This window comes from Kitasatospora sp. NPDC057965, from assembly GCF_042887135.1.
Lineage (GTDB): Bacteria > Actinomycetota > Actinomycetes > Streptomycetales > Streptomycetaceae > Kitasatospora.
Map to the genome: position 1 here is coordinate 59,674 of NZ_JBHVPZ010000029.1, position 17,792 is coordinate 77,465.

Below are 17,792 nucleotides of genomic sequence, written 5' to 3' on the forward strand. Positions count from 1 at the left end.
GGGTGTGTTTGTGTGCGCATGGGGGGCGGGTGTGTGCTGGGGGGGCACGAAACAGTCGGGGGGGGGGGTGTTCGACCCTTTGTTGTCCACCCCCCCCCCCGCCGTTGCCGAAGCTGGTGTCGTCAGGCCGAGAGGGCGAGTTGGCGGATCTGCTCGATCTCGACCTTCGGGCCGGGCAGGCCGCGGGAGGCGTTGATGTAGGTGCTGAGCTGGGCGCCGGCGCGTTCGATGGAGCGCAGGTCGGGGTGGAGGTACCGCTGGGTCGTGGTCAGCTGGCCGTGGCCGGCGATGCGCATGAGCACGTGGGGCGGTACGCCGGCGTCGGCGAACCAGGTCAACGCAGTGTGGCGCAGGTCGTGGCGGCGCAGGTACTCGTATCCGAGCCGTACGACGACGTCGTCCCAGTGGGTGGCGTCGCGCAGCACGGCAGTGGTGATCCGGCCGCCGAGGGGGCCGGTGAACAGCCTGGCGTCGGGGCGGTTGCCGACCCGGGATATTCGCCAGGCGATGTTGGGTCGCAGTTCCGGGATGATCGGGACGAGGCGGGAGCGCTTGCCCTTGGTTCCCTTGTCGATCAGTCCGCCGGGGGCGGTGGTGGTCTGCCGGCAGACCCGCCAGATCCACTTGTCGGTGTCGATGTCACCCGCGCGGACGCCGGAGACCTCGCCGATGCGGGCGCCGGTGCCGCCGGCGAAGCGTACGACGTCGCCCCAGCCGTCGTACTGGTTGTAGGAGGCTGCCACCAGGCCCTCGGCGAGGCGGTCGAGGGTGTCCCAGTCGCGCAGCGCGAGGCCGCGGGGGTCGTGCTCCTCGTCCTCGGCGGTCTTGATCAGCTTCTGCCAGCCGTACAGGCGGGCGGGGTTGATCTCGATGATGCCGTCGCGGATCGCCTGCTCCATGACCCTGACCCACACCGCGATGGTGTTCTTGAGGGTCGAGACACCGGCGCCGTCGGCGATCCAGGAGTTGAGCGCGCGGTCGGCGATGCCAGCGGTGATGCCGACGACCTGGAGGTGTCCGACACTGGGCTTGACGCGAAGGCGCCAGCCAGCCATGTACGGAGCGTGGGTCTTGAGTTCGAGGCCGCGCATTGCGAGGTCCATCACGGAGTCGCCGTACTCTGCGAGTGAGGAGGTGGCGAGGTCGACGCTGACACCGCGGCCGGCCGCCCTCGCGACCCGGTCAAGCCAGTCCTTCGCCGCGTCCTCGGTCGGGAGCATGCAGGAACGCGAGGGGCGTGTGCGCTTGTCGGTCGGGTCGGTCCAGCGGACCCGCGCGCGGAAGGGATTGGGGTTGCCGGGCCGGAACTCGATGTCGGTGGAGAACTTGACGCCGACCGGAGCATCGATCCGCTCGGGGGATATCATCATGCCGCCGCCTTCGGTACCACGAGGCTGGCGGCCAGGTAGCCGGCAAGGTCCTGGTGCCGGTAGCCGATCCGTCCACCGACTCTGACGTAGGCCGGGCCTCTGCCCTCCCGGCGCCAGCGACGCAGGGTTGCAGGGCTGACCTTGAGGATCGCGGCGGCCTCGCCCGCGGTGTGAAGGAGCGGGGGAACGTTCGGCGGCGAGCAGGCGCAGCCCTGAGGGGCTGGGCGGGACGGGGCTGGGGCGCTGCGTGCGGCCCGTTTCTGGGCATGCGGCATGATGAGGTGAGCCCTCTCTGGTCGATGGCCAAGGGGTGCGTGGTCTCCGGGGCGGACCGAAGCTGGCAGGCGAGAGCCCTCTCGGAGACCGTCACTCGCGATGGCGGGGGAGTTTAGGGGGCAGTGGCTGGGTGCCGAGTCTCAGTTGTTTGAGTCTGTCGGATGCTGGTTCGCTGGGGCGCCGGCGAGCTGCACGAGGGTCGATGGTGGAGCCGGATGGAGCGTCGAACCGCCCGCTGGCCTTCCACTGTGCCATCAATAGAGTATGCGTGGAAGCAATTCCCTGGCCGGAATGAATGTTTCTCCCACGGAGAACGTGCATGGAGGTGCAATGCCGTGAAGTCGCCTGGGAAGTCCGAATCTGTTGCGGCTTCTATTCCCTTACAGGGAAAGTGGGACATCGTTAACAGCGGCTAGAATTCCGAGGATTGATGGATGTAGGTTGGCCCGTCCATCCGCCGGAGTGGCTGGCGGGAAGGCCAAAGGGGGACTGTGGCACTGAGGGTGTTCCGCGTTGACGGCCGCGAGGCGCATGAGATCGCAGGGGCGACCGTGCAGTTGGAGCGGCATCTGCAGGCCTACATCGAACGCAACATGCAGTCCTTGCTAGGGGTGCGCTTCCTCGCGTCGGAGGTGTATACCGGTCCGCTGCACGCTGGCCGGGTCGACTCGCTCGGCCTGGACGAGGACGGCAGTCCGGTGGTCGTGGAGTACAAGCGGACCCGCGACGAGAATGTGATCAACCAGGCTCTCTTCTACTTGAGCTGGTTGAGGGACCATCCCGGCGACTTTGAGACGCTGGTGGCCCGGCGGCTGGGCATGGAGGTGGTCAGCGAGGTCGACTGGACGAGTCCGCGGATCATCTGCATTGCCGCTGATTTCAGCCGCTACGACGTCCATGCGATCGGGGAGATGAACCGCAGGATCGACCTGGTGCGCTACCGGACCTTCGGGGAGAACCTGCTGACTCTGGACCTCCTGGCTTCGGTTGCCGGGGGAGCGGTGCGCAGTGAGAACGCTGTCCTGCCGACTCCGCGCAAGACGGTTGAGCAGCGTCTGGCCGGTGCTCCGGACGATGTCCGCGCGCTGTATGCCGACCTCGACGCCCGCCTGCTCGCCCTCGGAGACGTGCACAGCGTGCAGCTCAAGCACTACGTGGCCTACCGCCGCGGTGCCAACTTCGCGTCGGTGAAGGTGTTGGCCCGCGACAGGGCCCTGCGCGCCTTCCTCCGGTTGAACCCGGCAGCTGTCGCTCTGGAGGAGGGCTTCACGCGGGATGTGACCGACATCGGCCACCACGGCACAGGCAACCTGGAGGTGCGGATCGCTTCGGGTACGGACCTGGACCGGGCTGAGCCGCTGATTCGGGCGGCCTACGAAGCGGTGGCGTAACCGCTTCATGGCGGAGCCGGGGCGGGAGCCGGCGGATGCGAGGGTGGAGGGCTCTGCTGGGCGGCCTTGCCTTCAGGGGCGGCTTCGACCTGCTGGCGGCTGGTGGACAGGAGCTGGCACTTCGCCGTGCTCGGAGGCGAGCCTTGGTTCGGCGCTGCGGGGCGTGATGGTGCGGAGGCGTGCGGCGTGCTTCGTGTCGGGGCGGGCGACCGGGGTGCGGTCGGGATGGCCCGGTACCAGGAGGTCGGGCACGGGCGTCGAGCCGACCCTCGCGGGCACGAGCGGTGTGGGCCGCGTGTCGAGCCAGTCCTCGGCGTCGCTGTAGGCGGCGAAGCGAGCTAGCTGTGTCGAGCGGAATCCGGGATCGTCGAAGTCCTGCTGCTGCAGGAGCAACAGCGTGGTCTCGTCCGTCGGTTCGGCGCTGCAGTCGCGGAGCGTCGCCCATGTCTCCCATGCTTGGTGGGTCACGGTGTCGGTCTCGACGACCTCGTACTGCTCGCCGTGGAGGAGAAGGTATTCGAGCAACTCGGCTTCATGGGGGGTGGACGGCCCGCCGGGTTCTCCGAGGGCGAGGCGGAAGGCCGCTGGATCGGCGCCGCGCGAGATCAGCCACGCTGCAGCGAGTTCGTACGTCGGCCGGCGGGCTCGGGAGATGTTGAAGGTGCGATGCTCAGTGTCGAGTTCGATGTGTGCTGACAGGATTCGACTCTGGCCAGGGTAGTCCCAGTCGGCGCCCTTGTCGGCGTAGATGAGGTATTCGTGCAGGTCATCGGGACTTGTAGTGCGGGCGATGAATTCGTACATACCGTCCGCGTGGAAGTAGTCGGCCTGGAGGAAGTCCTCCTGAGCGGCGGCGCTGGTCTGGTCGGCTGGTGTCCAGCCGTGGAAGTGGAAGTCCGGCACGGGATCCGGGGCTCCTGGTGGGCTAGAGGTCGGGTTGCGGTTGGGCCGTGGGTGAGGCCCGGGCGGGACACGATGGTGGTGCGAGCGGCGGCGACTCGCGTGGCGGTGGTGGCCCGTGGCGGGGACGTCCCGATCTGCGGCTTTACCGGCCTCTCTGCGGCGTCGGGAAGGTGAGTCTGGCCGGGGTGTGGAGGAGAGGTGGGCGAGGAGGAGGTCCTTGTCCATCCAGTCCTTGTCCCGCAGCAGGGTGCCGGAACTATCAACGCGCCTGCTGCAGACCGTGGTGGTCGGCGGTGGACACGGTGCCTGGCCGGGGCTTCGGCCTTTCATACGTGGTCGTCACGGAGCGGATCCGGGCGGCAGCCGACCGCGCGGGCGACGTGGCTCGGTATCGGGTTTCGAGCGGGCGGACGTCGAGGTAGACGAGGTGTTCGGAGGTGAGGTCTCGTCCGAGGCGAGCCACTGGTGCGGCGCTGGCCAGGCTCTTAGTGACGCTGGCCAGTAGCTCTGTGGGCACGTTGGCGGGCATCTCCAGGTACCAGCCTTCCTTGCGGCCGGGTCCGAGGCTTCCGCCGCTGATCACCCAGTCGGTGTTCTGGTCCGGGCTGTCCGGCGTGATCAGACGGGTGATGGTGGCCATCTCGGCGTTCGGCTCGGTCCACGAGATCACGTTGGGCCCGCTGTAGCTGTCGTGCCACCCTGCGCCGATCACCGGGTTGAGCGCGTCCGTGTTGGGGGAGGTCGGGTGGAAGAGGTTATGAGGTCTGGCCTTCAGGGTTGCGGCGAGTGCCTCGTGGAGTGCGGCGATGATCTCGGGCGGAGTGCGGCCGTCTGCAGAGGACCACCATTGCTCATCGTCGGACAGCGGAAGGCGGTGGATGGTTGTCCAGGCCGTGCCGGTGCCATCGGCGCGGGCCCGGGTGATCACCCGGGTACACGGACTGGTGTACACGGTGGCCCCGCCGGGTTCCTGGGTCACTGTCCAGCCTCGGTCGCGCAGGGGCGCTGCGGCCAGGTCGCGGCTGTGATGGCCGGGTCCTGCGAGGTAGAGCGGGCTGACGAGGGTCAAAGGTTCGAGCCCGCTCGGCCGGTCGAAGAGCAGCGTGGCGCGGTCCGCGGCGTCGTTGATCAGGTTCTCGGTGCGGCGGATCGCCTCCCGCCGCTGTTCGTCGGGAAGCATCGCCCAGGTGCGGGGTTCGGTGTGGTCGGTAGTGCTGGGGATGGTCTGGTCCCACATGGCGTCGCCGAGAGCCGGCGGATACCAGTCCATCCGGCGGTCGCTCAACCACGCTGCGGCTGCTCGGAGGTCCTCGTTGGTGAACCACAGGTTCAGGAGCGGGGTTTCGATGCGGGGCGTCGGACGCCTGCTTGCTGGGGCGGTTTCGGGCGTGCGGCCGAACAGGACGGGTGCACGGTGGGAGGCATCGACGACTAGGTCGGTGACCAGGGTGTACGCGAGGTGCTTCTGGTCGTGGGGCAGGTCGTTCCATGTCCGCACCGTGGTTGCGCGGGTGCTGGGGATGACCTGGTCGTTGATCATGTCGGCGTCATGGAAGTCGTCGATGGACTCCAACGCCTCCGCCGTCAGGGCGATGGCGGTGGCAACCAGGTCCTCATCGGTGTACAGCGGGCTCTGGCCTGGGGCGGGCTGGTCGGTCGCCTTCTCAGGCCTGTTGTTCGCGGCCGTCTCGCTGAGGTGTTCCAGCAGCTCCTCGTTCATCCAGTCGCGGTCGCGCGTCAGCGGCGCGGGGTCTGTGAGCGCGCGGGCGAGTGCGTCGACGACGACGGTGGGGGTGCCGGTTGTCGCCATAGCCTGCCAGTAGGGCGGGGATCCGCCGTTGTCGCGGGGCCCGATCTCGACGTACAGGTGTGGCCGGGACAGGAGGTCGAGCGCGTCGCCGGGCGGGTCGATGCGGATCTGGACCCGGGCGAGCCGGCCGGGGGCTTCGAGGTCCAGTTCGCCGTTGCGGTAGGTGCTGCGCCAGCCGGTGTCCTGGAGGGTGTGGATCAGGGTCCGGCGGTCCGTGGGGGCCTTGAGCGCGGGGTGGTCTTCGCCGGTCCAGTCGATGCTGGATCCGGTGCGGGCGAGTTCCTCGGCGACCGCGAGGACGGACTCGGGCGGCGTCTCCTTGGAAAAGCTGAGCATCCACTCGGGCGGGCCCAGTGGCTCCTTCGCTGCTGCGACGCGCCAGTGGGCGCCGGGGTCGAGCTGACCGGCCGCGAGGCGGAGCCGGTGGTCAGGGCTCCACGCGAAGTCCTGGCCGAGTACGGTCGAGGTGCTGTGGCCCCACGCCCACTGCTCGACGAGATAGGTGAAGACCTGATTGCTGTAGTCGCGGCCGGCCAGGTAGCCGGGAACGACGTCGATCGTGTCCGGGGCGGGGATGCGGGTCCTTCCTGTCGGGGCGGGGATGGGAGCAGGCGGCGGGATCAGCGCCGCGAGCGGGGGAGTGGTGGTGTGCGCGGGGTGGTGGTGGACCAGGCGAGCGAGGCCGACGGGGTCACGGGTTGCTGGGCTCGCTGGACGATGCGTGGTGTGGAGCGGGTTCTGGCGGTGAGCGATCGGTGCACGTCGAGAGGGCTCGGCGTTGGTGGGGCGATCGGCGTGATGGTGGCGTGGCGCTTGGCGAAAGGGCTCAGGCACTCGCGGTAGCGAAGCGCGGGCGTGTCGGTGAGCATCGCGGTGGCGATGGCGCGGAGGATCCGAACCGGCGTTCTGGAGCTGAACCGCCCGTACCAGCCGGTGCGCGGCCCGCCGACGCTCAGGGTGTAACGCCCGTCCTGACCGGCCTGTTCGGCCTCGTCGGAGGGCAGGGGCCGGTGGCGGTGGTGGATCTGGGCGTGGCCATCAGGGGAGTCGGCGATGAGGTGCCCAACGCCCACCGGCCGAAGGCGCCACCCGGCCTCGATGTAGGGCGCCATCGCCTCGGGGATTCCCGGGCAGCGGGCAGTGGTCCAGCCGGTGCCGTCAGGGCTGTACATGGCGGCGAGTTCGGTGGTGACGGCGGTGACGATCTCAGTCGGGGTGTCGTCGGAGAAGCTGGCCACCCACGCCGGGTGGGCGAAGGGGGCTGGGGCGACCGCTAGTTGCCACAGGGTGTCCCAGTCCTGCTCGGGGATGAAGCCGAGGCGGATGCACCCGTCCGGGGTGGCGGCGAAGTAGTTGCCGAGATCGTCGTGGTGGCCCTGTGCGCCGATGTCGTACAGCGGGCGGAACGCGCGGTCGCCGGCCCAGTCGCTACCGGCCAGGTAGACAGGGTGGACACGGACGTCTCCGTCGACTTCGGGTGCGGCCGGGCGGGTGGTGGTCAGGCGGGTCTCCGGGCAGTTCGGCTGGTAGGGGGCGATACGGCGGGGTGGCCCGCTGCTGCGGTGCTGCCGAACGGCGCGGTGCGGCGGGTGGCGGCCTGGGTGCGGCCGGGGAGGGGAGCGGGGCTGGTCCTGACCAGGTCGCGGTGGGCGGCCGGAATTTGGGCACGGGAGCGGGAAGCGGCGAGGGGGTCGGTGAGGTGGTGGAGGGCTGCGGTGATCAGCCGGGTCGGTGTGGTCGCGCTGAAGAACGCCTGCCACCGCTTCGGCGCACCGTCGCCGACGGGTGTTCCGCCCCACAGGCAGACGGTGGCCGGGTGGTCCTGGGCGTCGGGAGCCGCGTGAAAGAGCCCGTTGTCCCAGCGGATGATGCCGGCCGTCGCGTCGGGTGCCTCGAAGGCCATCTTCCGCTCGTCGCTGACGTCGCGCCAGCAAGCATCGGCCAGCAGCTCAGCCAGGGTGCTGCGGGTGGACCTTGTTCCCCACAGGGCCTCTTCGTAGGCGTGTCCGGTGTAGGCGAGCGCGCTGGAGAGCGTCCCGGCGACGGCCAGGGAGATCTCGTGGGGGACGGCGCGGTCGAAGTCGGCACTCCAGGCGCGTTCACCGATCGGGCTGTCGTAGCCGACGACGCTCCAGCGGATACCGGCGCCGGGCCGGTGGCTGAGCCGGACGCGGCCGGTGAGGCACTCGCTGACCAGCACCGTGTCCGGCCCGTCGTGAGGCCGATGCCGGCTCCACGAGGGATGGTCGGCGTGGAAGGCGTCGAGGGCGGTGTCGTGATCGCCAGGCCCGGCCAGATAGCCCGGTCGCACCAGGAGCTGGTCCCCGGGGTCATGGCGGTCGGCGTTCACAGGTGGGTCCGCGGCGGCCGGGCCGCCACCGGGTGGGTGCGCAGCAGGGAGCGATGGAGCATGGGGATCTGCGAGGCGCGGCGTTCGCAGCGGTCGGGGTCGGTGACGGCCTGCAGGGCGGCGGTAAGGAGCGTGGTGGGGGTGTAGCGGCTGAACTCGGCCTTCCACCAGGTGGGTTCATCGCCGCGGGCTCCGGCGGCGAGCGTGAAGACGGTGTCCAGCGGGCCGGTGCCGGGCCGTTCGATGAAACGGTGGATGCGCAGGCTCGCGGTGCCGTCGGGGTGGTCGAGGGTTCGGGTGGTGCGCAGGTCGCCGCCGCGGATCCACTGGTGGGCGCGGGCGGTTTCGGTGTCGAGGGCGTCGGCGGTGCCCGCTGACGGGTGGTCGTGGCCCCACAGCTGCAGGTCGCGCTCGGTGGCGGTCGGCTTGGACATGGCACTGGCCAGGCGGTCGGCGACGGCGGCGACGATCTCGGCGGGTGTGGTGGCGGTGAACCCGGCGTGCCACTCCAGGGTGCCGCTCGGGCTGGCGAAGGACACGATGCTCCAGGCGTGCGGGCCGGGGGCGGCGCTGTCCAGCGTGACAAGGGCGGTGGAGCGCTCGTGAGCGGCGATCAGCTGGTGGCGGTCGCCCGAGAAGAGGTTCCAGTCGTCGTGGCTGTCAACGAAGGCATGCAGTGCGCCGGCGCCGTCGCCGGGGCCGGCGAGGTAGCCGGGGTGGACGGCCATCGGCATGTCGTGGGTGAGGGACGGTGCGGGCATAGCAGCTCCTGGGGAGAGGAAGGGGCCGGTGGCGGCCCGGGCGGGATGTCGCCCGGGCCGCCACCGGTACGGGGCTCCTGGCCGGGTGCCGTCCGCTTCTCGGGGATCGCGGAGGCCCGGGCGCGGTGCGGCGGCTCGCGGTGGTGGGTGGCCGGCCCGGGGGTGGGTTAGACCGGTGCGGGCGTCTGGAGGGACGCCTGGGCTTCGGCCAGGCGCCGCTCGGCGATGTCGGCGTAGGCGTCGGTGACCTCGATGCCGAGGAAGCTGCGGCCTTCGAGCAGGGCGGCGACGCCGGTCGAGCCGGACCCGGCGGTGAAGTCCAGGATCGTGCCGCCCGGCGGGCAGATCTTCACCAGGTCGCGCATCATGCCGACAGGCTTTTGCGTGATGTGCTCGCGCTTCGACCCGCTGGGCTGGCTGCCCTCCAGCAGGCCGCGCAGGTAGACGGGGTTGCGGTCACCGTCCATCGCGCCCTTGGAGCCCCAGACCACGAACTCCGTGTTCTGGGTGAACCGGCCCTTCTGCGGGCGGGCGGCGGGCTTGTACCAGGGCACGATGCCGCGCCACAGCCAGCCGCCGGCCTGCAACGCGTCGGTGGTGGTGGGTAGTTGCCGCCAGTCGGTGAAGACGCAGGCGGTTGCGCCGTCGACGCTGGCCCGGTGGGCCTCGGCGAGGAGCTGGGACAGCCAGAAGCCGTATGAACGTTGGTCTTTGTTCTCGCCGGGGAAGTCCGGCAGGACCTTCTTGCTGCCCGCGGTCGTGTACTTCTCGCGAGCACTGCGCCCGACCCGCTCCTGCGTGGTCCGGCCGCCGGAGTTGTAGGGCGGGTCGCAGATCACGCAGTCGACCTCGCCGCTCGGCAGCTCGGTGAGACGGGTCAGGGCGTCGCCCCGGAAGAGGGTGTAGTCGGTCAAGTGAGCATGTCCTCGCAAGGGATGTAGGGGGTGGGCGCCCGCTGGCGCAGGGGAGCGGCCGCATGCAGGGGGCCGGCTGGCCGTGAAGCCCGGGGGGATCGGGATCAGGGAGAGAGGCTCGCCGCTCACCTCGCCGCGGGGCCTGATCGGACAGTAATAGCCTCGATATCTCCCGGGCAAGGAATTCGCGAAGATTCTCGAATATCTCTGAATTCCTTGCCCGGGAGATATCGGACCGCTTAACGTCTTCATCGGCGCCGCGAGCACTGACCCCCTGACCTGGAGCAACGAGAACCAGACCACCCCTTGCGGGTGCAGGGGCGTTGGGCCCGGCAGCCTTTCCGCCGCACCCAGCGATGCGCGGATTCCCCTTTATGGCGCCGGTTGCGCGCTGCCGCACACTCGATCGGAGACCCACTTGACGGGTATATCCCTGCCCTCGACCCATGCCGCCCGCGCCCCGGGCGCGCACCCGGGAGGCACGAACCGCCGACCGCGGCGGTGAAGAAGCTCGTCGCCGGTCTCGGCGCCGGCGTCCTGTGCGCCCCGTTCCTGCTGATCCTGCCGCTGTCGATCGTCTCCGCCAACAACGCGGCTGCGGCGTGCGCGTCCAGCGGTCCACAGGCTGTGGACGCGGCGGCGGTCCAGGCAGCGGTCCAGCAGATCCTCGGCGGCCAGGTCGGTCCGACCGCCCCGGTGCCGGGCCTGGACCTGCCGAGCGTGCAGATTCCCATGGCCCAGCAGATCGTCGCCACCGGGGTGGCACTGCAGGTGCCGCCACGAGGCCAGGTGATCGCGCTGGCCACGGCCATGCAGGAGAGCCGGCTGCGGAACCTGCCGGGCGGCGACCGCGACTCCCTCGGCCTCTTCCAGCAACGCCCTTCCCAGGGCTGGGGTTCAGCGGAGCAGATCCTCGATCCGGTCTTCGCGAGCACCTCCTTCTACCAGGCGCTGCTCAAGGTGAAGGGCTGGCAGGAACTGCCCCTGACCGTGGCTGCGCAGGCGGTGCAGAGGAGCGGATTCCCCGACGCCTACGCGCAGTGGGAGTCGCTCGCCCTGGCCCTCCAGCAGGCGATCGGCACTGCGATCGGCTCCCCCGCCGGTGGCGACGCGCCCGTCGGCGGCGCCGCGGGCTCGTGCGCCCCGACGGGCGCGGACACCGACTGGGGCCTGATCCCGCCGGGCTCCCTTCCACCCGGCTACCAGATCCCCACTGATGCGCCCCCCGCCGTCCAATCGGCCATCCGCTGGAGCCTCGGCCAGCTCGGTACCCCCTACCAGTGGGGCGGTACCTGCACGAACAGCCACGGCCCCGACCCGATGGGCCGCTGCGACTGCTCCAGCCTCATGCAGCAGGCGTACAAGACCGGCGGCGTCACTCTCGCCCGCGTCACCTACGACCAGGTCAACCAGGGCAGCGTCATCGCGCTGGCCGACCTGAAGCCCGGCGACCTGCTGTTCACCGAGCGCGGTCCGACGGGGCCGGAGCACGTCGGCATGTACATCGGATCGGGCCTTGTCGTGCACGCCCCGCGCACGGGTGACGTGGTGCGCATCGCCGAATTCAGTGCCTGGAAGCCCGGCGTGATCGCCATCCGCCGCGTCGCTGCCTGAACGGCCTCCCTCTTCCCTTCCTTCCCTCGCAGCCGCGGGCGCGGCTCCGCGTCCCGGCGCGCAAGTCTCCCTTGGAGAAGCGTTTTTGTCCCTGATTCTGGCCGCAGAGGCGGTCTCCCATCTCGCGCTCGACCCCGGCGTCGCCCCGGCTGACGGCGGCCTTCCCGGCCTTGGTGTCCTCAAGCAGGTCGTCAGCAGCATCAACCTGTTCGCCGTGGTGGCGACGGTCGGCGCGCTCTGCGTGGCCGGCATCGTCTGGGCCTGGGGCCACCACACCGGCAGCCACGGCGCCGAAGCCAAGGGCAAGCAGGGGGCCCTGGTCGCCGCTGGCGTGGCCCTGCTCCTGGGTGCCGCGAACGGGCTGGTGTCCTTCTTCTCCGCCCTGGGGACGCAGGTCAAGTAAGTGCCCAAGTCCCAGCTGAACAGCGGCGATTCGGTCTTCCGGCGACGGCTGCTGATCGGGCTGGGCGTGCTGCTGGCCACCGCCCTGCTGGCCGGGCTCGCCGCCCGGCTGGCGGGCGGCGGCCGCGACGAGCGCCCCGCCGCCACGCCCACCGCATCCGCCTCCGCTCGTCCCGGCTCGTCGGCTACGGCCCCGGCCGCCACCCCCACGAACACCGCGACCGAGGCCGGCCCAGGCGTCGCCCGCCCGCCCCGCACCAGCACCCCGACCGAGTTCGCCTCGGCGTTCGCCCAGACTCTGTGGTCCTACGACACCCGCGCCCTCGACCAGCAGGCCTTCGTCAACGGCCTTCGGCTGTGGCTCACACCCGAGACCCAGTACGCCGACGGCGCCTCCGTCGAGGCCCAGGTCCCCGACCCCGTGCTCTGGTCCCGCATGCGCGACAACGCGCAGACCGCCACCGCCGCCATCGACGAGGCGCACCTGCCCGGCGCCTTCCAGCAGGCCGTCGCCAAGGACCCCGGAGCGCTGACCGCCGCCTACATCTACGCCGTCACCGTCACCGGCAAGGTCGAGGTCGCCTGGACCGGCGCAGGCCGCGGCGCCGAAACCCGGGCGATCACCCTCGCCGTGCAGTGCCGCCCCCAGCAGCCCTGCGCCCTGGCCGCCATCGCCCCCACCGTCTACCCGTGACCTACCCGGTCCCCTGCCTAAGGAGCTGAACGGCCCATCGGTTTCTGTGATCTTCCCGGGGCTGGTCTGCTGTGCGACGTCGTCACCGGCGGCGTCGGCGAATCCATCACCACGAGCATCGGCAACTGGATCGCCAAGTCGATGGGGGACTTGGCCAAGTCCGCCGTCGACATGGCCTCGCGCGCCGTCGACGAGACCACCGCCGTCGACCTGAGCGCCTCGTGGTTCCGCACCAACTACAGCCTCATCCTCCCGATCGCACTGACCCTGTTGGTGATGACCTTCATCCTCCAACTGGTGCGCGCCGCCTGGCGCCGGGACGGCCAGGCCCTCGGCCAAGCCGTCACCGGCACCATCAGCAGCACCTTCTTCGCGATGTGCGCGATCACCTTCACCTCCGTCGTGGTTGCCGTGGTTGAGGCCCTGAGTAGGGGCCTGTTCACCATCGCCAATTCGTCGATGGACGACGCGGTACGCCGGCTGGTCAAGGTCTCGATGGTCGGTATCACCACGCCTCTCGGATGGGCGGTGCCCACCCTCGTCGCCCTGGCCTGCGCGATCGGCGCGATCCTCTACTGGGGCATGATGATCTTCCGCAAGGTCAGCATCCTCATCCTGGTCGCCCTGGCGCCGCTCGCGGCCGCCGGCGGACCGTGGGAGCCGACACGGGACTGGAAGAGGCGCTGGGTGGAGGCCACCGCCACCGTCGTCGTGTCCAAGCTCGTGATGACGATCATCATGCTGATCGGCGTCTCCGCGATCGGCCAGAGCGACACGAAGGACGGCCTCACCGCCCTGTCCGACATCATCGCCGGCCTGGTCGTGATGGCGCTGGTCCTGTGCTGCCCCTTCATGGTCTACAAGTTCGTCCACTGGGCGGGTGACGGCCAGGCCCACGACCTGCACCGCTCCACCGCGGCAGGACTGCAGACCGCCGCCGCCCACGCCAAGAAGGGCGGACAGATGGCGATGAGCGCAGGCGGCGGCGGTGCCACCGCGGCGGTCGGCACCACGGGCACCACGGGCGGCGCGGGGGGCGGCCCGCAGGGTCCCTCCCAGGTCTCCGGCATGGACAGCGGCAGCCAGTCCGGTGCCAGCCCCTCGGGCGACACCGCCTCCCTCTCGCTCGCCAAGGCCACCCCCGCCTCCTTCAAGTACGGCGCCCAGAGCCGGTCCGGGCCCGGTGACGGCGGCGTCCCGCTGATCAGCCGCCCCGAAGCCGACCGCGCCGACGGCGACCAGGGCAGGCAACTCGTCTCCCGCCCCGGCACTGCTGGCTCATCGGGAGCGGCCGGCCCCGCCGGATCCCCGGCCTCGCGTATCGCTGGCTCCTCACCCCGGATCTCGACGCCCGCACCCGCCACCGCCACCGCCGCGGCCCCGGGTTCCCCGACCGGTTCGCCGGCGAACGCCGGACCCGCACCCGTCGTTGACCCGGCAGGCTCCGCGCCCCGGATCCTGACACCGGGATCCGCCGCAGCCCCCTCGACCGGTGCCTCGCCGCCGGCCGGGCCCGCGCCCGCCTTCGACCCGGTGATCGCGGCACCCGCCGCACCCGCCCAGCCCCCGGCCGGCCAGCGGTTCACCTTCCCCGAGCGCACGTCCTCCTGACACGCTCCCGGCTTCCCCGCGTCCCCGCAGCGCCGCTGCCCACCGCCCTCCCGGACGACGTTCCGGGAGGGCCCCGGGACCGCTTCCCCCATCCCCGCACCGTAGGCAGAGAGCCCCCTGACCAGCGAGACCCCGTCCACGATTAGATTCCCCACCCGCTCCCGCCGGGGCATCCTCCTCGGCCTCACCACTCCTCAGCTCACGGTCGCCGGCCTCGGCGCGCTGCTCCTCCTCGTCGTCCTGATGAGCACGGGCGTCCTGGCCGCACTCGCGCTCAGCCCGCTGTGGGCGCTCCTCGGCGCGGCCGTCGTCGTCCGGATCCGCGGCCGGTCGGCCGCCGAATGGGCCCCGATCGCGGCCCGCTACTGGCTACGCCGAACCTGCGGCCAGCTCGTGTGGCTGGCACGCCCGTCCACCCGGCCACGCGTCGAAGGCCTCCTGCACCTGCCCGGCACCGCCGCGTCCCTGCGCGCGATCACCTCGCCGGACGGGCGTCTGGGCGCCGTCCACGACCAGCAGCAGGCAACCCTCACCGCCGTCACCCGGGTGAGCAGCCGAGCATTCGCGCTGCTCGACCCGGCCACGCAGGCCGACAACGTCTCGGGTTGGGGACGCACCCTTGCGGCCCTTTCCCGCTCCGGCCAGATCGCCCGCATCCAGGTGATGGAGCGCACCGTCCCCGACAGCGGCGACGCCCTCCAGCGGTACTGGCTGGAGCACGGTCGGCCCGACACCCCGCTCGCCGGGCCGATCTACGAGGATCTGCTCGCCGCCGCTGGACCCGCCGCCGCCCCGCACGAGGCCTACATCGCCATCGCGCTCGACCTGCGCAAGGCCCGCCGCCTGATCAACCAGGCCGGCGGTGGCCTGGGCGGCGCATGCACGGTCCTCTCCCAGCTGACCGCCTCCCTCGACCAGTCGGTGCGCGGTGCGGGTCTGGTGTCCGGCGGCTGGCTGACCGCGGGCGAGATCGCCGCGGTGGTCCGCACCGCCTACGACCCGGCGGTCCTCGGCGCGCTGGAGCGTTGGTCCGACTCCGGCCGTGCCGAGGCCGACGTCGCCGCCGCCGGTCCCGTCGTGGTCGTCGAAGAGCCGGAGAGGATCCGCACCGACAGCGCCCACCACGCGGTGTACTGGATCGACCAGTGGCCCAGGACCGAGACCTCGGTCGGGTTCCTCCACCAGTTGCTGTACAGCAGCGGCGTGCGGCGCACCCTCTCGCTGATCTACACCCCCCAGCAGCTGGACGCCGCGATGAAGGACGTCCAGCGCAAGAAGGCGACCATCGTCGCCGACGCCGCCGAACGCGTACGCCGCGGCCAAGTCGACTCCGAAGCCGACACGGTGGAGTACGCCGACACCAAGCAGCGCGAACTGCAGCTGATCGCCGGCCACGCCGACGTGGAGCTCACCGGCCTGCTCGTCGTCAGCGCCGACGACGCCGACCAGCTCAGCGCCGCCTGCGCCCAGGTCGAGACCGCCGCCGTCGCCGCCCAGATCGACCTGCGCCTCCTGGAGAAGCAGCAGGCCATGGCCTTCACGGCCGCCGCACTTCCCCTCGCCCGCCCCTGACCACCGAAGGGCGACCCCGTTCCGTGCCCCACGACCGTCCGGACCTGCTGCGCTTCGCCAGCGCCGCCGTCGACGTCCACCACCACACCCAGCTTGCCGAGGAGAAGGCCCTCTCCCGAGCCGAGCTGGACACCCTCCACGCCCACACCTCCGCCCTGTTCGGCCTGTTGGACACCGCCACCGTCCGCGCCCGCGAACACACCGCGCCCGGCGGCGACCACCTCCACAACGCGCGCTTGCGCATGTGGCAGGTGTGCGAGCACCTCCACGACGCCTACCATGCCGCCCCGCGCGCCGACGGCCGCCTGCCGACCCGCGAGGCCTGCGCCTCCAGGCTCCCCGAGGGCGCTCCCGGCCTGTCGGTCTGCCGGCGGCGGACCACAATCTCCGCCCGCGTCCGCCAGATCACCACGCCCGCCGACCTCCACGCACCCGCCCCCGGCCTGATCCGCCGCTGAGCACCGAAGGGACCCGCCCGCACTTGAGCAAGCACACCAGCGCCACCGCCAGCGCGCTGTTCACGCCCAGCCGTAGCGACCGGGCCCTGCGCCGCCAGGCTCGCCGCGACCTCGCCGCCGCCCACCGCGAGGCCCGCCGCGCCAACCAGCCCCGCCGCCGGGCCGCCGCCGAGACCGACGAACTCGACGCCCGCCCCCTCTACCCGGCCTCCGGCCGCCCTGGCCCCGCCTCGCTGCGCGGCGGCAAGCTCAAACTTCCCACCCACCGGATGACCACCGCCGTCGCGGGCGGTATCTACCCCTTCCTCGCCGAAGGCGGCCTCGGCGCTGGCGGCATGTACATCGGCCGCGACGTCCACGCCGAGGCCGGGTTCTGCTTCGACCCCTTCGAGTTGTACGCGCGAGTCGAGGGGTTCACGAATCCGAACCTGTTGCTCGCCGGAGTCATCGGCATGGGCAAGAGCGCCCTCGCCAAGTCCCTTGCCCTGCGCAGCATCGCGCACGGCTACCGGGTCTACGTCCCCTGCGACCCCAAGGGCGAGTGGACGGGCGTGGCACAGGCACTTGGCGGGCGCACCATCGCGCTCGGCCCCGGCATGAGCGGCAGGCTCAACCCGCTCGACGCTCCCGCGGCACCGGCAGGCGCAGACCCGGCGGAGTGGGCGACCGAAGTCCGCAAGCGCCGGCTGCTGCTCCTGGCGAGCCTGGCACGCACCGTGCTCCACCGGGACCTGGCGCCGATGGAGCACACCGCCCTCGACGTGGCCCTGGACGAGGTCGTTGCCGACGCCGACCGCAACAGCCGGGTTCCGCTGCTCGGCGACGTCGCCGCCATGCTCGGCACCGCCCGCCGCCTCGACGACGCCCACGGCGACCCCGCCCGCCGCCTCGGCGCCGCCGCCGAGGACCTCGCCCATGCCCTGCGCCGACTCGTCGCCGGCGACCTGGCCCAGATGTTCGACGCCCCGTCGACCATCGCGTTCGACCCCACGGCGCCGATGCTCACCATCGACCTCTCCGCGCTCGGCGCGGGCGGCGACGACACCGGCCTGATCCTCGCCATGACCTGCGCCTCCGCATGGATGGAGGCCGCCCTGTCCGATCCCACCGGTGGCCGGCGCTGGGTCGTCTACGACGAGGCGTGGCGCCTGATGCGCCACCTGCCGCTGCTCGAACGCATGCAGCAGCAATGGAAGCTCAGCCGAGGCCTCGGCATCGCCAACCTTCTGGTGATCCACCGCCTGTCCGACCTGCTCTCGGCCGGCGACGCCGGCTCCCGAGGCCGCGCCCTCGCCGAAGGACTGCTCACCGACTGCGCCACCCGCATCATCTACCGCCAGGAGCCGGACCAACTCGCCTCCACCGCGAGCCTCCTTGGCCTCACCGGCGTGGAGACCCAGGCCATCGCCGCGCTCACCCGAGGCCGCGGCCTCTACAAGATCGCCGGCCGTTCCTTCGTGGTCCAGCACCTGCTCCACCCGGCCGAACGCCAACTGTTCGACACCGACTCCCGGATGCAGGCGAATCCCCGTGAGTTCAACGCCTCCGGAGCCGTGAATGCGCCTACTGCGATGGCCGGTTGATCCCTGGGACTCGCTCCCGAACGACGCGAACGCGCCGTTCACCTTCCCGACACCACGCCCTTATGGAGCTACCTCATCCAGAT

The 17,792-nt window shown here is 71.2% G+C and carries 15 protein-coding genes and 1 pseudogene; 8 read left to right on the forward strand and 8 right to left on the reverse strand.

Annotation, left to right across the window (positions count from 1 at the left end; genetic code table 11):
* Positions 1–122: 122 nt before the first annotated feature.
* Together ACFVVU_RS30515 and ACFVVU_RS30520 are read right to left on the reverse strand one after the other, a co-directional pair.
* Positions 123–1,370 carry a tyrosine-type recombinase/integrase gene (locus tag ACFVVU_RS30515; RefSeq protein WP_387793462.1) on the reverse strand — a complete coding sequence of 416 codons (1,248 nt, stop codon included), beginning with the start codon at positions 1,368–1,370 and terminating at the stop codon, positions 123–125.
* Positions 1,367–1,645, reverse strand: a complete 279-nt coding sequence (locus ACFVVU_RS30520; RefSeq protein WP_387793463.1) for a helix-turn-helix domain-containing protein — start codon at positions 1,643–1,645, stop codon at positions 1,367–1,369. The genes ACFVVU_RS30515 and ACFVVU_RS30520 overlap by 4 nt, the downstream gene beginning before the upstream one ends.
* A gap of 492 nt (positions 1,646–2,137) precedes the next feature.
* Here ACFVVU_RS30520 and ACFVVU_RS30525 point away from each other — a divergent pair, with 492 nt between their 5' ends.
* Positions 2,138–3,037: a DUF5655 domain-containing protein gene (locus tag ACFVVU_RS30525; RefSeq protein WP_387793464.1), complete on the forward strand. Its 900-nt coding sequence runs from the start codon at positions 2,138–2,140 to the stop codon at positions 3,035–3,037.
* Positions 3,038–3,109: 72 nt separating this feature from the next.
* Here the strand turns inward: ACFVVU_RS30525 and ACFVVU_RS30530 are convergent, their stop codons facing one another.
* The 6 genes and pseudogenes from ACFVVU_RS30530 to ACFVVU_RS30555 form a co-directional block, all read right to left on the reverse strand.
* Positions 3,110–3,940: a hypothetical protein gene (locus tag ACFVVU_RS30530; RefSeq protein ID WP_387793465.1), complete on the reverse strand. Its 831-nt coding sequence runs from the start codon at positions 3,938–3,940 to the stop codon at positions 3,110–3,112.
* Between the two features lie 259 nt (positions 3,941–4,199).
* The gene (locus ACFVVU_RS30535; protein WP_387793466.1) at positions 4,200–6,584 is read right to left on the reverse strand and encodes a DUF317 domain-containing protein; all 2,385 of its coding nucleotides are present in this window, start codon (positions 6,582–6,584) and stop codon (positions 4,200–4,202) included.
* 26 nt (positions 6,585–6,610) lie between these two features.
* Positions 6,611–7,288 (reverse strand): annotated as a pseudogene (locus ACFVVU_RS30540) (DUF317 domain-containing protein); the annotation flags it as partial.
* Positions 7,249–8,100 (reverse strand): DUF317 domain-containing protein, encoded by an 852-nt coding sequence (locus ACFVVU_RS30545; protein WP_387793467.1) that lies wholly within the window; start codon positions 8,098–8,100, stop codon positions 7,249–7,251. The pseudogene ACFVVU_RS30540 and the gene ACFVVU_RS30545, both read right to left, overlap by 40 nt.
* Positions 8,097–8,861 (reverse strand): DUF317 domain-containing protein, encoded by a 765-nt coding sequence (locus tag ACFVVU_RS30550; protein WP_387793468.1) that lies wholly within the window; start codon positions 8,859–8,861, stop codon positions 8,097–8,099. The genes ACFVVU_RS30545 and ACFVVU_RS30550 overlap by 4 nt, the downstream gene beginning before the upstream one ends.
* A gap of 167 nt (positions 8,862–9,028) precedes the next feature.
* Positions 9,029–9,775, reverse strand: a complete 747-nt coding sequence (locus tag ACFVVU_RS30555; RefSeq protein ID WP_387793469.1) for a DNA-methyltransferase — start codon at positions 9,773–9,775, stop codon at positions 9,029–9,031.
* A 501-nt stretch (positions 9,776–10,276) separates the two neighbouring features.
* Between ACFVVU_RS30555 and ACFVVU_RS30560 the strand changes: the two genes are divergently transcribed.
* From ACFVVU_RS30560 to ACFVVU_RS30590, 7 genes are all read left to right on the forward strand, one after another.
* Complete coding sequence (locus ACFVVU_RS30560) at positions 10,277–11,389, forward strand: NlpC/P60 family protein (protein WP_387793470.1); 1,113 nt, start codon at positions 10,277–10,279, stop codon at positions 11,387–11,389.
* A gap of 94 nt (positions 11,390–11,483) precedes the next feature.
* Entirely contained in the window at positions 11,484–11,792 is a 309-nt protein-coding gene (locus tag ACFVVU_RS30565) for a DUF6112 family protein (RefSeq protein ID WP_387793511.1), read from the forward strand.
* Positions 11,793–12,485: a hypothetical protein gene (locus ACFVVU_RS30570; protein ID WP_387793471.1), complete on the forward strand. Its 693-nt coding sequence runs from the start codon at positions 11,793–11,795 to the stop codon at positions 12,483–12,485. It begins immediately after the preceding gene.
* Between the two features lie 117 nt (positions 12,486–12,602).
* Entirely contained in the window at positions 12,603–14,096 is a 1,494-nt protein-coding gene (locus tag ACFVVU_RS30575) for a conjugal transfer protein TrbL family protein (RefSeq protein WP_387793512.1), read from the forward strand.
* Between the two features lie 117 nt (positions 14,097–14,213).
* Positions 14,214–15,668, forward strand: a complete 1,455-nt coding sequence (locus ACFVVU_RS30580; RefSeq protein ID WP_387793513.1) for an SCO6880 family protein — start codon at positions 14,214–14,216, stop codon at positions 15,666–15,668.
* Between the two features lie 23 nt (positions 15,669–15,691).
* On the forward strand, positions 15,692–16,126 hold the full coding sequence (locus tag ACFVVU_RS30585) for a DUF6238 family protein (protein WP_387793472.1): 435 nt from the start codon (positions 15,692–15,694) through the stop codon (positions 16,124–16,126).
* A 23-nt stretch (positions 16,127–16,149) separates the two neighbouring features.
* Complete coding sequence (locus tag ACFVVU_RS30590; RefSeq protein ID WP_387793473.1) at positions 16,150–17,709, forward strand: ATP-binding protein; 1,560 nt, start codon at positions 16,150–16,152, stop codon at positions 17,707–17,709.
* The last annotated feature ends 83 nt before the right edge of the window (positions 17,710–17,792 follow it).

Bases quoted from the DNA above. Each gene is read 5' to 3' on its own strand.
- ACFVVU_RS30550 (WP_387793468.1), bottom strand. From the start codon at position 8,861: ATGCCCGCACCGTCCCTCACCCACGACATGCCGATGGCCGTCCACCCC.
- ACFVVU_RS30515 (WP_387793462.1), bottom strand. From the start codon at position 1,370: ATGATGATATCCCCCGAGCGGATCGATGCTCCGGTCGGCGTCAAGTTC.
- ACFVVU_RS30520 (WP_387793463.1), bottom strand. From the start codon at position 1,645: ATGCCGCATGCCCAGAAACGGGCCGCACGCAGCGCCCCAGCCCCGTCC.